This is a genomic window from Neptuniibacter halophilus (assembly GCF_030295765.1).
Classification (GTDB): domain Bacteria; phylum Pseudomonadota; class Gammaproteobacteria; order Pseudomonadales; family Balneatricaceae; genus Neptuniibacter; species Neptuniibacter halophilus.
Genome location: NZ_AP027292.1, coordinates 3728719 through 3744990 on the forward strand (window position 1 = coordinate 3728719; position 16272 = coordinate 3744990).

The window sequence follows — 16272 nt, forward strand, 5'->3', positions numbered from 1 at the left end:
GTGATAACCGCATTAGCATTGGCTCCGGCTCCGCCCAGAAGGGAAATATTACCCACCAGTGTTTCGGCATTAGCCCAGTTATCACCCAGGGCTTCGACATTCAGTGATGCCACCTGAGCCAGGGTCTGGCCGCTGTACTCAGCCAGTACACCACCACCCACAATAGCTTCCGGAAGCATGACATTGATGGAGAGACCGCCAATACCACCGCCGGCTGCACTCGCCTGGGCTTCATTGGTTCCGGTGGCCAGCACATTGATATCTGCCCATAGCATGGTCAGTTCAGCGGTGGAACCGACTTTTGCCTGAACATCGGCATCCGCAGTGATCTCAGCGTAAGCATCAGCTCCCGAGCCACTGGCGATACCTACGGAGATTGCCAATGCATCCGCTGCGGCATAATTATCCCCGGTGGCGATCACATCCAGTGCTGTCGCATTGAACAGATCGCCATTCATCTCGGCAATCACTGCGCCCGCTACGGTAGCACCCAGTGCAGAGCCGGATACGGATACCGTACCCCCAGAGCCCGCGTCAGAGTTACTCAGGGCATCGTTATCGCCGGTCGCTGTGACCAGTACGGCACCTGAGGTGGTAATCGATGCATCGGCGCCGATACGTGCTACCACATCGGCAGTGTCAGTGACTTCAGAGACCGTGCCGGTACCAGATGCACCAAAGCCGAGACCGATGGCTACGGCCAGGGTATCAGCCTGCGCCAGATTACGACCATTCGCGGTGACAGTCACAGAATCAGAACCGATCACATTCGCATTCAGTTCAGCCCTGACACCGCCTTCAACATAGGCTTCGGCCAGCATCACAGCGAGACCACCTAACTGTCCCCCGGCGCCACCGAGTGCCTTGGCCAGCGCAGTATTCTGATCACCGATATGATGGGCATCTACCAGAATATGATCTGCCGTCAGGGTAACATCTGATCCCACAACCGCTTCCACATCCGCGGTTTCGTTGACAACCGCCAGCACATCAGCACCGGAACCACCGATACCCACAACCGAGAGGGAAAGCACCAGCGCTTCCGCTTCAGCCAGGTTAGATGCAGTAGCGACCACATCCACATCGCCGGCCTCCACACTGACTTCGCCATCCATACCGGCCACCGTCCTGCCACCCACTTCTGCGGTAGGCAGAGAGACATCCACGGCGAGCACGCCGAGGGTAATGGCAGAGCCGAGGGTATCAGCAACGGCGGTCCGGCTGGCTGTGGCATCCACCGACAGCGCGCCGGCCCCTGTAACAATCACTGAGGTTGCGGCACCCAGTGATGCCTCGCCGACCCGGGTACCGATAAAGGCTTCAGTATTGCTCAGCACCTGCGAAGTCGCACTGGTGACACTTACGGCAGCACCCGCCACATCCAGCGCGATGGTAATCGTTTCTGATGTAGCAACTTCAGTGCTGGCCGCGCTGACGGAAACCGAAGAGGCTGTCACGCTGCTGCTCTCGCCGATATAGGCCAGTGTATTACCCTCAATAATGGCTTCAGTCAGCGTCACCGCCACGGTAATACCGGCGCCCAGTCCGAAATTCAACGGTGCAGCTATCGCGGTAAAGGTTGAATTAGCATCAATGGTTAACGGGCCACCGGTGAGCATCAGGTTGGTGGTTCCGGCAGGAACCGTGCCCGCCCGTGCGCCGACATAGGCTTCTGTGGTGCGATCAATAGTGGCCGATACAATGGCCCCTGAGCCGGCACCACCCAAAGACAGCGCAACTGAGGTGACATCTGGCAGCGCGTTGGCGATGGAATCAGCAGTCACATCCATGGCCGCGGCAGTCACGTTCATAGTGCCATCCGCAAATGCCCGTGTGGCACCCCCGATGTTGGCGTTACCATTGACAACCGAGACACCGGCGGTGGTTGAAGCTGCAAGACCAAACGCCGTGGCATCGGCGGTATGTTCGCTGTCTGCATCGATCTGAACCAGATTACCCGCTGCGGTGAGCGTAGCATTGCGGGCGAAGGCTTCGACATCGCTGCTGATATCGGTCACAGCAGAGGCACCGGCACCCGCCAGACCTCCCAGAGCCACCGAGACAGATACCACAGAGCTGTTGGCTTCGATCGTCTGGATCGCATCCGCATCAATAATGATGGTACCGGAGCCCAGCGCGGTTACTGAGCTGTCTTCAACCGAAGCTGTAACGGTATTCGACAGGTAGTTTTCTGCCAGCGATACGCCGACCGAGGTGCCCAATGCACCCACGGAAACCGCAAAGGCGAGTACGTCTGCCTGAGCGTCTGAAATATCATGGGCCGCGATCTGAACATCGTCCGCCGATGTAATGACCGAACCGTTGCTGATCCGTGAATTCAGCGCCGCATTGGCGGTGTTACGGGCAAAGCCCCCTGCCCCTGCGCCGGAGAAGCCGATGGAGATAGAAACAGACACGGCAACCGAGGCGACAAAGGCATCCAGTACCGATTCAGACTGCGACAGCACATCGATCCGCCCGGTCTCGGAGGTCACCACCGAGTTATCGATCTCTGCACGGGTGACACTGGTACTGATGTTTTCAGAGGTGGCAGCAGAGACAGACACCGCAACCCCCACATAAGAACCGCTGACCGAGAGGGTTACAGCGGCCGCATCTGAGGTGACGGTGAGGTCATCAACTGCAGTGACCAAGACATCGTCACCGGCAGTGATGGCGTGAGCACCGCTGGCATCCTCAATATAGGCTTCAACCACGCCCTCTACGGTGTTCGAGGTCACCGCGGCGCTGATGCCTGCAGCAAGTGAGAAACTACCGGCGGCAGCCACGGTAACCGAAGCGGCGACACCCAGCACATTGACGGTGGCTTCCGATTCGGCATCTACCCGTAAGGTTCCTCCGATATCCACGGAGGAGTTTTCAATGGCTGAGCGGACCACTCCACTGTACGTATTACTGGCTACCGAAGTGGAAAGCCCGACAGAGATAGCCACAGCACCGGAAGCCCCCACAGAGACACTGGCCGCTACCACATCGGTATCGATATGGGTCAGATCATAGGCTCTCAGGGTCAGGTCGCCGGGTGCGTTAAAGTGGCTGTTGTCGGTCAGCAGAACTTCGGTCAGATTAGCGGTGTTGACGTCGGCGATAGAGACCCCCACCGCTGCCGATATGGCCGCATTACCGCTCGCAGACACGCCCAGCGCTGCACCCACAGACAGGGTGGTGATATCACTGTCGGTGGTTGCTGCGATCAGGGTTGGTCCGCCACCAGTCAGATCAACATCCGTACCAGCGATGACTGCACGCACCTGGGTATCGTAGTTTACGCTGGTGTCGGCCACTGCACCGGCCAGCGATACGGAGATATTACCGCTGGCACTGACGCTGGCGGCGGCTGCAACGGTCAGCGTATCCAGAAGCACACGGTCTTCAGCGCTGACGGAGAGTGTGACTGCATCGATATCACTGCCCTCAATACTGGCCGTGATACTGTTGCTCATATTACTTGCAACGGAAGCACCGCTACCGGCGCCGGACAAGCCGAAATTACCACCGACGGTGACTGAAAGCGCGGCAGATACACCGCTTGTAGTGACCCGTGCCCGATCCCCCCCCATAAAGGACTGAGCATTAACGGTGACATTATCCGCTTCGATTACAGAACCCTGAATACTGGCCAGGAGGCTATTGGAGACGTTAACCGTCGCCAGGCTCACCGATATTGAAACGTCAATCGCAGCGGTAGAGGATGCTGCTACGCCAATGGTGGCAGACACCACCAGTGTATCCACCTCACTGATATCGATCGCTTCAACCAGTACATTGTCAGCTGAAGTAACCGTAGAGGGGTTGATGACCGCTTCGGTGATTCCTCCCACATTCGCCACAGTTTCAACCACCGCAAAGCTGACGCCTACTGCTGCGGAAGAGCCCGCAGCCAGGGTCAGTGTTGCAGCCACAGACTGCGTCTCGATATCGGTATCATTAAAGGCCAGTACAGATACATTGTTCGGATTGGTCAGGGTTGAGCTGCGGAGGCTGGCAGAGGTCAGGGTATTCGCGTCGAGGGTAGCCAGTGTCACAGAACCCGCCACGCTCACCGCGGCAGTACCACTGACAGAAGCGCCAATGGAGGCGGCAACGGCCAGGGTATCGAGGCTTTGCTCATTGGTGGCCATCACTATCAGATCAGCCACATTATTCAGGGTTGAGGTGTCGACAGTGGCCTCAACCGTATTATTCAGCGTATTGGTAACCGAACTGCCGGAACCTGCGGCGCCGACACTGACGGTACCACCCCCTCCCACAGAGATGGAGGCTGCCACGGCATTGGCATCCACGCTGCCATCTGCCAGCGCGGTGACATTCACATCACCATTAGCCGTAATCAGGGAACCGTTTTCGATAGCGGCACGCAGATCTGTATTCACATCATTATCCGCGATGGACACGGCCATGGCAGCAGAGATAGCGGCACTGCCGCCGCTGCTGATCGCCAGTCCGGTGGAAGACGCCACCACGGTAGAGGTAATGGAGGAGCGGTCTTCAGCGTATACATCCACCCCGCTGCTACTGGTCACGTCGCTGTTGCTGATCCGGGCAGCCAGCGTATTATTCAGGGTATTCAATGAGGCCGCACCTGCGCCCGCACCGGTGATGGCAATATCACCGGCTGCCAGTGACAGACTGGCGGCAACACCGGTAGACAGAATGCTCATCTGGGTGTCTGTGGTGACATCCACGCCACCGGCAACCACCGTTGAATTAAGGATGCCAGCCTCAGTCGTGCCGCTGATATCGTTTGTCGCCAGTACCACGGATACACCCAGAGCAAAGGCTGCGGTACTGCCAATCGCCACGGATGCGGATGCAGAAACCACTTCAGAATCGAGCAGCGTGGTATCGGCTGCATCAACGGTAACCGCGCCAGTCGCTGTCACCGTACTGTTTTCAATCACTGCACGGGAGACGACGCTGTGCAGGTTATCTGCAACGGCACCAGCTCCGGCAACCGTACCGGCTATATCACCGGATGCGCCTACGGTAACGGCCACTGCAACCGTAGTTACCTGCATCTGCAGTGCGGAGTTGAGATCAATATCGACAAAACCACTGCTGGTCAGATCAGAATCCAGCCCCCCTGCAGTGACTGAAATACCGGCATCGTTCAGGGCAACGGCCGCTGAAGCATCCAGCCCGAATGCAATAGAACCACTGGTTGCGGTCACACCTACACCGACTGAGGTACTGATCGCGTCGATCAGTGTGGTGTTGGAAGCCGAAATCGTTACATTCGCGGCGTCGACAACTGAACCATGATCAATCACCGATTCAACGGCCCCGTTGACGGTGTTGGATACGACCGCAACGGTGACTGACGCACCCACGGCGATATTTCCGCTGCTGGCATTAACGCTGAGGCTGGCGGCCAGACCGAGAGTTTCTATGGTACCGGCCGAATCAGCCGAAAGAATCAGATCCCCTCCGGTCAGCAGATGGCTGTTGTCGATCTGGGCGCGGGTGGCCGTGGAAATCACATTATCCGCAGTCGCCCCTGTGACATTGAGGGTAATCGCACCGTCACTGCTACCTGTGACCGATGCGCTGGCGGCGGCCACATCCGCATAGATCTCAGCCGCATTGATCGCAGCAATCTCAGACAGGCCGGTTACCGTGGCATCACTGCCGTTGACCATGCCCGCCTCGATGCTGTTGGCAATGGTGTTTTGTGCACCGGCGCCACTGCCGGTGCCGCTGAGGGAGTAGGAACCGCTGATCGTGACGCTGATCGCCGCAGAGACCGCGATCGCATCGATAGTGCTATTGGATACCGCACTGATATCCATCGCTGAAGCGGTCAGGATAGAGTTCGAGATCAGCGCCCGGGTAGTATTGCTGATCTGGTTATTTGCGTTGGTGGCGGTAATATTCAGACCACCGGAACTGCCTGATCCACTCACGGCGGCATTGATGCTGGCGGCAACAATATCAGCGGTAATCGAAGTGTTGTCCTCGGCAGACAGGACCAGTGTTCCGGCCAGGTCAACAACCGAACCACCTTCCACCATCGCCTCAACAGTACTTCCTATCTCATTGAATGCCAGGGAAACATCGGCCGAGAAGCTGGCTGATGTGCCGTTAGAAGATGAGCTGACCCCCACCGAAGCAGAAACGGCCACGGCTTCGATAACCGCATCTGAGAGTGCGGTGATATCCGCGCCCCCGGTCAGGCTGGTAACACTGATATCGTTAATGGCAGCACGCGCCAGATTGCTGATATCGTTGTCTGCCACCGCGACACCAATACTGCCGGATACGGAGGTATTGTCAGAGCTGATAGCAAGGCTGAAAGACGCGGCTGCCGCATCCGCCGTAATCAGAGACTGATCCGTAGCGGAGAGCAGAACCGGGCCATCGACGGTAACGCCAGCGCCGAGGTCTGCCGTATCCTCAATCTCCGCAATGGCGCTGTTGCTGATGGTATTGAAGGTCAGTGCACCGGTGGCTGAAGCGCTGATCGCATTGTTATCACTGGATTGTGTAACCGAGAGCGCCACGCCAAAGGACAGTGCATCTATCTCGGCTGCGGTTAAGGCGGTCAGGCTAAGTGAACCCGACCCGTTAACAGTAGTCGAGGACAGCAGCGCTTCACTGCTGACATCCACTTCGTTTACCGCAACAGAGACACCCAGACCGACACCGGCCTGTGCACCACTGCCACTGCCCACACTAATGGAAACGGCTGCAGAACCGGCAGTGGCTGTAATCAGGCTGGTATCACTGGCTATGAGGCTGATATCACCGGTTGCGTTAATTGTGCTTGGATTGATAATCGCCTGGTTCTGGCCGGTGATGTAGTTACCTGAGCCGGAACCTGCCAGTGCAAGCGCACTGCCATCATTAGCCAGGGCACCGGCGATACCGAGTGTAAAGGCGTTTACGGTGGAATCAGAGAGTGCAGCAACCGTCACATGGTCGGCACTGGCGTTGACGTTGCGTAATGCCGCCGTGGTCTCTTTCGTAATGACGTTTCTGGCGGCGGCTGCCCCTGCGGCCGCAGCCCCCAGATCACCGCCTCCCAGCGAGAGCGCCAGTGCGCCGGCACCTGCATCAGCATCGATCAGGCTGCTGTCGGTGGCGGTAACAGCGATATTACCATCGGTTGTGAGCGAAGCGGCGTTATTGATGCTGGCTTCGGTGGTTGCCAGGATAAAGTTACCGGAGCCGGAGCCCGCACCGGCCAGCGCATCAGAGTCATTGGCTACTGCCGCAGATCCGGCAATAGTCAGTGCTTTGATGCTGGACGCGTTTGTCGCCGCCAGACCGATACCGGCTGTTGCTTCAACCGTTGTATCCGTGATGCTCGCTTTGATGGTCTGAGTCACATCATTGACAGCGACCGAAGCCCCTACTGCACCGGCTGTGCTGCCACTGTTATCGTAAGCAAACGCGGCGCCACCGGAATCGGCTTTAATATCGGAATTATCCTCAGCACTCAGGCTCAGTGTACCGGTGGTGGACACTGTGCCACCCTCAATCTGTGCCAGCACTTCAGATTCAATCACATTCACGGTGACGCTACCGGCACCGGCAAAGGTAATGTTACTGGAGTTGTTATTGTTGCTGTTGCCGGATTTAACCGCACCGGCCACCGCAATGGTGAGGGTGTCACTCAGGGTAGCGCCTGAAGCAGACAGGCTGATACCGCCGTCATTTGCATTCAGCTCATTACTCCCCAGCGCCCGGGCCCAGACAGAATTGTCGATCACGTTGACCGACACTGAACCAGTAACACCGGCATCGGCACCGCTGGTGATCGCCAGACCACCGATAATATTGCTGATCCGGGTTTCATCGGCACCTCGCAGAAGAATCCCCTGAGCGGCTGCAGAACCGCTGTTATCGCCGTTAACGGTTGCCCCATTGCCCAGAATGGCATGGGTCTCGCCGTTCAGCACCGCAACGCCGACTGAGGCTGCAATCCCGACGTTGGTGCCACCATCATTGTCACCGTTCTGGTTGCCGCCGTTATCCTGTCCCAGTGAACCGGATGCAGCGATCGCCAGCAGGGTCATATCTTCAAAACTGGTGGCAGTGACAGCCAGGCCATGAATATTTTCGCTGCCCTGATTGCCGTCGTTATCAAATATACCGTCCCGGACATCCAGACCGGCGCCCTGCCCCAGCGCGCGGATCTCAGCACCGGAACCGATCACGGCATGAGTTCGGTCAATATCGACCAGCACGCCCACTGAAATGCCGACCGACGACCCGCTCATGGAAACGCCCAGGGTACCAGCATAGCTTTCAATGATGGTCTGGCTGTTGGCGGCGATCATGGCAGAACCAGTTGCATCGACCACGACATTACCGGCTTCAGGCGACTCTGCATCCGGGTCCTGCCCCAGAATCGCACGGGTATCAGTCAGGTTAACCAGTACATTCAGTCCACCTGCACCGGAGGTACTGTCACCCGCACCGATATTGGCGGTTAACTGGAATATCTCCTCACTGCCGTCCGCTTCCAGTATCAGGTCACCACCGGTGCTGATGCTGGTAGGTGACAGTGCATCATCGGAAGCCGCGATCAGAGCCTCGGTTGATTTGGTGATCACGGCCACACTCAGGCCAATCCCCACCCCGGTGGCATCCTTACTGGCTGCAAGCGCGCCGGCAAAGGTGGTCAGCTGGGTTGCATCCACTGCACTGACCAGAAGATTCTGTCCGGCGGTAATAGTGGCCCCGGCACCCACAGAGGCCTCAGTGTGGAGAATAAAGACATCAATCGCGGCAGAACCTGCACCGGCATCGCCACCGGAGCCGATGGCGGCACCCGCCACCAGTGTGGTGACATCGATGCCAGTTTCATTCAGTAGCGGCGCAACGATCTCCAGAGGGCTGACCGTGGCGTTAGCTTCCACTGAGACATTGCCGGCGGCCTCAACGGAGGTTCCTGCCCCCAGCCGTGCCCGGGTGGTGTTTTCAACCACGTTAACACCGATTGCGGCGCCGACACTGGTGCCGGAATCGGACAGCGTCAGGGCCCCGCCACCGGCGATGTTCTGTAATCCGATATCCTCACGGGCGGTTACGCTGATATCCGTTGCCGTGGCTGTCACAGTGGCAGAATCCGCCACCATCGCAGTGGTTTCACTGATAACAACATTGACCCCGACAGCACCGGCCACCGCGGTATTGTCATTCTCGCCTTTCTGAGTGGAACCACTACCGGCCAGTGAGAGCAGTTTAAAGTCGTTTGATTCGCCCTCGGTGGAACCGGCTTCGATACTGACTGAAGCCGCCGTCACATCGCTGTTACCGATACTGGCGGAGGTATCCAGCAGGCCCACGTTGACACTGATCGCGGCACCCACGGTAGTTTTGGCATCATCAGCAAAGGCCGTAGCGATCGCCTGTGTATCGGCATCGGCATCGCTCATCGCTTTTACGACCAGGTCACCACTGGCATCGATCACCACCCCATCAGCGATGGAGGCATTTACCTCCGGTGCCAGCACTGTGGCGCCGATTGCTGCGGCCACACGTACCGTGCCACCCCGGGTCTGCTGGGAACCCTGTGCTCCGGTACCACCCTGACCACCCGGGTCTGCGGTCTGGGATTCGGCGGTCGTATTCGCACTCTCTACCTGATCGCCGGCGGTCGGTGCTGTTACTGAAGTTCCCGCCCGGTTATTGGCAAAGTCGGTCTGATTACCGGTCTCTTCATCGGCAGTATTGCCGCCCTCTTCTTCGGATTTAGACCCTTCAGCGCTGGCTGTGGCAAGGGTGGTCGCTTCAATAGTGGACAGCGCTTCAACTGTTACATTGGCAACACCGCTGTTAAGGCTTCTGGCCAGCGATGCATTCGTATCGTCTTCAACCCATCCCATCGCAAAAGAGACACCGACGCCGGTATCGCCGCCATCGGTTTCCGCATCCGCTTCGGTGCGCTGGGTTTCCAGTGTGGCTGCGGTAATACTCAGATCACCCGTCAGCGTCAGCGCCGCGCCATTCGCATCAATCAGCGCTGAGCTGTCATTATTGGCGACAGCCACTGCCACAGCACCACCAAACGCCAGACCATCAGAGCCGGTCGCCTCTGCACCGGCTTTTGCCAGTGTATGCTGGGTATGATCACCGCTGGCATCCAGGGAAAGATTGGCAGCCTGACTGATATCGCCACCCAGCAGGGCGGCCTGTGTGTCATGGCTGCTGACATTCACCGCAACCGAAAGGCCGCCACCACTGCCACCGGATACCGGATCCCCCGGCAGAGCCCGGGCATCATTGCTGGTTCGTGCGGTGGCACTCACGGTCACATCACCGGTGCTATGGATATCAGTACCCGCACCGAGGCGAGCTTCTGTCAGTCCGCTTGACTCGTTGATGGCAACCGAACCGGCCACGCCGATATCGCCGCCGCTGGCACCGGAATTGGCCCGCGCAGCGGAGCTATGGGTTGCTTCAGTGATCTGATGATCGTCGCCACTGCCGGTACTGGTCAGCTCCAGCGCGTCACCCGCCAGTGCCTCTTCTCTTGATTCCGCCAGTTTCAGGCGGCCATTGCCTTCAATAATAGCGAAGTAGGTTTCACCGTCACTCAGCCCCCCAATATCACTGCCACCGCCATTGCTGTAGACCACCTCATCACCGGTGTTCAGGCCGATACTGTCGTCCAGATGCAGCTCATAGCGGTGTTCATCAGGATCAAATTCAAGACTGTCTTTACCATCGCGATCCAGACTGTGGGTATCGCCACTGCCCAGTGAGGTGAGATCGATTGCAGTACCAGCATCCGCATCTGCTTCCGATGCAGCCAGTTGGATTTTGCCGTCACCCAGATCGATTACATAGTATTTGGTGGTGCCGCCATCATCGGTGAGGCCACCGACACTGCTTCCCCCGCCGTTGCTGTAGCTGATTTCATCGCCGGTTTCCAGATCATCTATATCACCGACATAGATCGTCTCTGCATCCAGATCCACGCTTATCGGATCAGCCGGGGTGATATCAACGCTTCTTTCTGCCATTTCGGCGGAAAGAGTGACCTGGGAGGCGGTCACAGTGGCATGCTCAAGCAACGCCTGATTGCTGATGTCTGCCGTGCTCAGGGCCACGGCCACACCCACGCTGGTTCCGCCCTCTGTGGTGGTGGCGCTGCCATCCGCCTCAGACAGAGCATCGGCATTAGCTGCACTGGTGACGTTCACGCCACCGGCAACATTAAGGGTGATGGGGGTCAGATCGGTGCCGCCAACATAGGCGGAGGTATCCGTATCGCTGATATTAACGGAGATCGCGGCAGCCACACTGATGGTGCCTTCAGAGGTGGAGGCATCCGGGCTGGCATTGTCCCCCGAACCGTCTTCACTGTTGCCATCGGCAAAGGTGCGCTGGGAAGCGATCTGATCATTAACCCCGCTGTCATCGCCGCTGTCCTCAACACCGTCATCCTGTTCAGCCCCCTGCGCACCGGCTTTAGCGCTGGTACGAGAAGCGCTATACCCCTTGGCCATAAGCATCAAAGCCCCGGCCGCTGTGAGGTCACGCGCAATCAGCACGGCGGTGGTGTCATTGGCTGAAACCAGTGCCAGAGAGGCACCAATGGCGGCATCCGAACCTTCCACATCGCCTTCGGCATCGGCCGTTGTCCGGCTGTGCTGTTCGGCACTGAGTGTGAGATCACCACTGATATCCAGCAATGATCCTGCCTGCAGATTTGCGGCGGTGTCATTAAACGCGATGTTGAGCGCAACCACCGGGGTGATCGCGACGCCACCGGTCGCACCGGCCCGGGCCAGAACCCACTGGTCGTGGGTCGCTTCTGCCACCAGGGAGATATTGTCTGCACCTGTCACCGATGCGTTTTCGGCTAATTCAGATAGGGTGTCATTATCGCTGACATTCAGCGCTACCGACGCTCCGATGCCAACACTTTCGCCACCGGCGTTCTCCAGCGGCAAGGCCATGGCCCAGCTCTGAGTACTGGATTCGCTGTTCAGACTGAGGGAACTGTTGTTCAGCAGACTAATCTGGCTATCGGCTGCAATCTGTGCGGTGGTTTCCACATCCGCCAGATTAATCGCCAGAGAACCCGCCACGCCAACATCCCCGCCACTGGCACCGGATACCGATGCTGCCGCAGTACGATGGAAAGATTCGGTCAGGCTATGGTTATCGCCACTGCCACTCCCGCTGATCTCGACTGCATCACCCGCCAGAGCCGCCTCACGGGATTCAGCCAGTTTGATGTCTTCGCCGACAATCAGGTAGTAGGTTTCGCCGTCAGTCAGTCCGGTAATATCCGTGCCACCGCCGTTATGGTAGACCACTTCATCACCGGTGATATATCCCTGGGGCAGATCGAATGTCAGCTCATATTGCGGGTTGAACTTGATATCTTCTTCCCCTGCGCGCTCCAGGGTATGCTGAGTCCCCTCACCCAGGGAGGTGAGATCAATGGCCACGCCATTGTTGGCGTCGGTCTCATTCAGGGCCAGCTTATATTTTCCATCACCGGCATCAATCAGGTAGTAGGTGGTGTCATCAGTTAAGCCACCGATAGCGCTGCCTTCGTCGTCCTGCTGATAGGTCACTTCATCAGCGGTTTCCAGCCCTTCAACCCCCTCAAGTAACAGGGTATCGGCAGCCAGATCAACCACCGTATCTGAACTGATATCACTGCTGCGTTCGGCCATCAGAGCATTCACGGTAACGCCGTCAGCAGTCAGCGTCGCCCCGGTATCAACCAGTGTCTCATCCCCCACCGAGGCGAGGTTGAGGGTTTCCGACCGGTTGAGGGATACGGCAGCGCCGACGCTTACCCCGCCGTCTGAGGAGGTTGCACTGGCATCGGCCAGTGCTGCAGCATCGCTGTTCGCACGGGACATTACCGAGGCCGCCCCGGCCGCGGTCACCAGAGTGCCGTCGGCAATCTGCGCAGCACTGCGGGCATCACCCAGGTTAACCGAGATCGCCGCTGCGACGCTGACACTGCCGTCGGAGCTGGAGGCATCCGGGGACTCTGAGCTGTCAGTCGCGCCTGAATCGGTCCGGCTGGCCGCCTGAGTATTGGCAAAATCCAGCTGCTGCTGGTTCTGATCGTTCACCCCGTCAGGATTGGAGCCATCATCCTCTTCCGCCCCTGCAGCACTGGCCTGGGCCAGCGACCGACTGGCCGTAGCGCTCTGCGCCAGTAGCATCACACTGCCGCCGGTAGAGATTGCATCACGCAGGATTTCTGCCTGTACGCTATCCTCGGCAATGGTCAGCGCCAGGGATGCACCGAACCCGACGGAATCACCTTTAACATCACCCGCCGCGCGGGTTGAAGTTACACTGGTGTGATCGGCTGTGAGTGACAGGTCACCGGCCAGTGTCAGGGTGTTACTGCCCGCCGCAACTTCAGCCTGAGTGGTATTCCGGGCGATGGAGATCGCCACCACGGGGGTCAGTGCTGTACCGCCCGCAGCGCCGCCGATCGCCTGTGTATCCATGAAGTAGGTGCCGGTTGCATTCACATCCACACCGGCCACGTTAGTCAGCAGTGCATCTTCGACTGCGGCCCGGGTCAGGATATCGGAGATATTGACTGCGACTGAGGCCCCTAAACCGGTGCCTTCGCCGCTGTTGCCGTCTGCGTCATCCGTATCATTGCTGTCACCGTCACCCTCAACGTCTGCTTTGGCCAGTACATTTGCTTTGACAGCCGCGAGCGCATTCAGGCTGAGATCGGTATTGCCCAGATCAAGGGTCGCTCCGGATTCAACCGTCGCCTCTACCCGTGCCGTTACTGCGTTAACCGCCAGTGATCCCGCAACGCCCAGACTACCGCCCCCGGAGCCTGATTCCGCTTCGGCTTCAAAGCTCTGATCAGCATCCAGTGTGGCATTTACGGAGATCGCATCCGCTGAGAAACTGCCAGCACCGTCCAGGTACGCCAGGCTGTCTACGGTTGCGATATTCAGCGCCACAGCAATCCCTACGCCCGGTGCTGCGTTGCCTGTATTTGAGCCATCGGCGGTTGCGGTAACGGTGTCGTTAGAGGTCGCCTGTACATCAATATTGGCATCCGTGAGTGAGGTATCGGTGGTAATGCTGCCGCTGGTCGCGATATAAGCGGCGGTTAGGTTATCAACCAGAGTGAGGGCCAGCGCGCCTGCAAAATCCACATCGCCTTCAGCGGTGCTGGCACGATCTGAATTGTCACCATCATTGTTCGGGTCCTGAAGTGCACCTTCGGTCTGGTTACCCCCACTGGTGTTGGCCTCTGCGCCACCCTGGGTTGAGGTCGCACGGGTGTGTATCTGATTATTGGTCAGGGCACTGATATTGATCCGCTCTGCGGTTGAACCCAGAATTGATGATGCACCATCAATAAAGGCCTGGGTGTCGGTAAATACCAGCGCCATCGCCAGCGTTGCACCGGAGGTGCCAAGGGTGCCATCGGTTTCGCTGTGAACGTTAATATCGGTGGAAGCGATCAGGTCCACATCGCCGCTGATGTTTAATGTACTGGCACCTGAAACATGGGCTTTAGCCACCGAGTCCACAACCACCAGAGAGATGGCTGCATCCGCTTCACTGTCGTTATCGCCAGCAGTGGCGGCATCGGTCTGATCACTGCTGACGTCTGAGGTGGCTTCTACCATCAGGCTGTTCGCGGTGATATCAGAGTCCAGAATAGACACTTCCGCACGTGCTCTGGCGTATACACCAACGCCCTCGAAGCCTGCACCGAGCAGATCAGCAGGGACCGCATTAACAGGGGAGGACGCCTGTGCTCTTAAAACAACAGCCGCACCACTGACAACCGCAGACGAGAGGTCAATGATGGCGCTGGGGTCGGAGAAATAGAGGCCGCTCAGATCGACAGGCAGTTCAATATCTTCCAGTGCATCAAGCGGCCCGGTAAATTCGTTATAGAGATCGGCAACGGATTCGATAACCCCTGCATCGCTCGCGGTTGCGGTCAGGGTAATGTCACCGGCGGTTAAGGTACCGCTGACGATGATCTCTTCTGCATTGACGTTCAGGTCGACACTGCCCAGATCCAGATTGGTCAGGGTAATAGTGTCCTGCCCGTCTCCGCCGTTGATGGTTAGTGAGTTAAGCGGAGTCAGGAAAGTGGTGTCTTCGAAGGTACTGCCCGATAGCGTATATTGTCCGGGATTAAGACCGTCACTTAACTGTGCATCATGGTCATCTCCGGCAGTCAGATCAAAGACGACATCAGACAGCGTACCTAATGCGGTAATGGGTTCCAGGCCGACGTAGGTGATCAGGTTGCCATCCAGATCAACCGTACCGGAGTCAGGGCCTGTCGGTGTGAAAATAGCTGAAGTGTAATCACCGCCCTCGATCACCAGAGAATCAAAACCACCCTCGCCGCCGTCGATCACGCCACTTAATCTGCCACTGGCCGTGAAAGTAAAGGTGTCTTCGTTATCAGCAGAACCGGTCAGATTCTCGACATTGCTGAACATCAGATTGCTGTTCAGGCTACCCGCATTCAATCCGTCTACGCGCCATTCACTGTTTTCCGCAGGTCCAATCAATGTGTCATTACCTGTTCCGCCTTCAAAACTAATAACCAGGCCAGGTGCATCAGACAGGTTGAAATCCAGGGACAGACTGTCATCCAGATCAGAACCGGTAATCACCACATCACCGACTTCACTGAGCAGACGCTCAGCCAGCAGCACCGGCGTCTCACCGGTGGTATCGAACAGTTGTAAAATCGGCGGCGTGGCCAGTTCTTCAAACAGCTTTAACGAAAGGTCAGTTGCGGTGTCCGGATCTGCGACAAATGAAAGAGGATCGGCTGAAAGTAATAAGCGTGGCTCTACCGGTTCACAGATGATACGACCTACCACTTTTGAAGTAGGATTTTTGATGAATTGGGGCCGAGCAGTGGTGTCCCGCATGGGGGACTGATGCCGGAACAGCCTGCCACAGAAAGCGCTGCACCGGTCTTTCCAGCTCCGTCTGGTATCCTGCGTTGCCTGTGCACTTCGACCCGCGAATGGAAATGCCATTTTCAACTCTCCTTCGGTCAGGAAAGATCCATGATTGAATGATTCCTTCAACAATGGGTTAAAGAGGGCAATTTCCGTACCACCACTTTTAAATCAGAGGGTTAGATCCCTTTTGACAGTCAAAAGCGGCATAAAGAGCCCCGGTTAGGGCTAAATAGCCTCAGGCCTGTAACACAAATGAACACCTGTCAGGCCTGAAATAATTAAACGTATGTTTTACAACGAGATTTCCTAAATTCATGACTGTCCCATAAATAGGAATCCAACGTTT

At 57.5% G+C, this 16272-nt stretch carries 1 protein-coding gene (only partly in view); it reads right to left on the reverse strand.

Going from position 1 to position 16272, the window contains the following annotated elements; genetic code table 11:
- Positions 1-16001, reverse strand: the 5' portion of a protein-coding gene (locus tag QUD59_RS17435) for a Calx-beta domain-containing protein (RefSeq protein ID WP_286238541.1). Its footprint begins 19543 nt before the window's first position; only the first 16001 of its 35544 coding nucleotides appear in the window; it begins with the start codon at positions 15999-16001; its stop codon lies beyond the left edge, outside the window.
- Positions 16002-16272 lie beyond the last annotated feature (271 nt).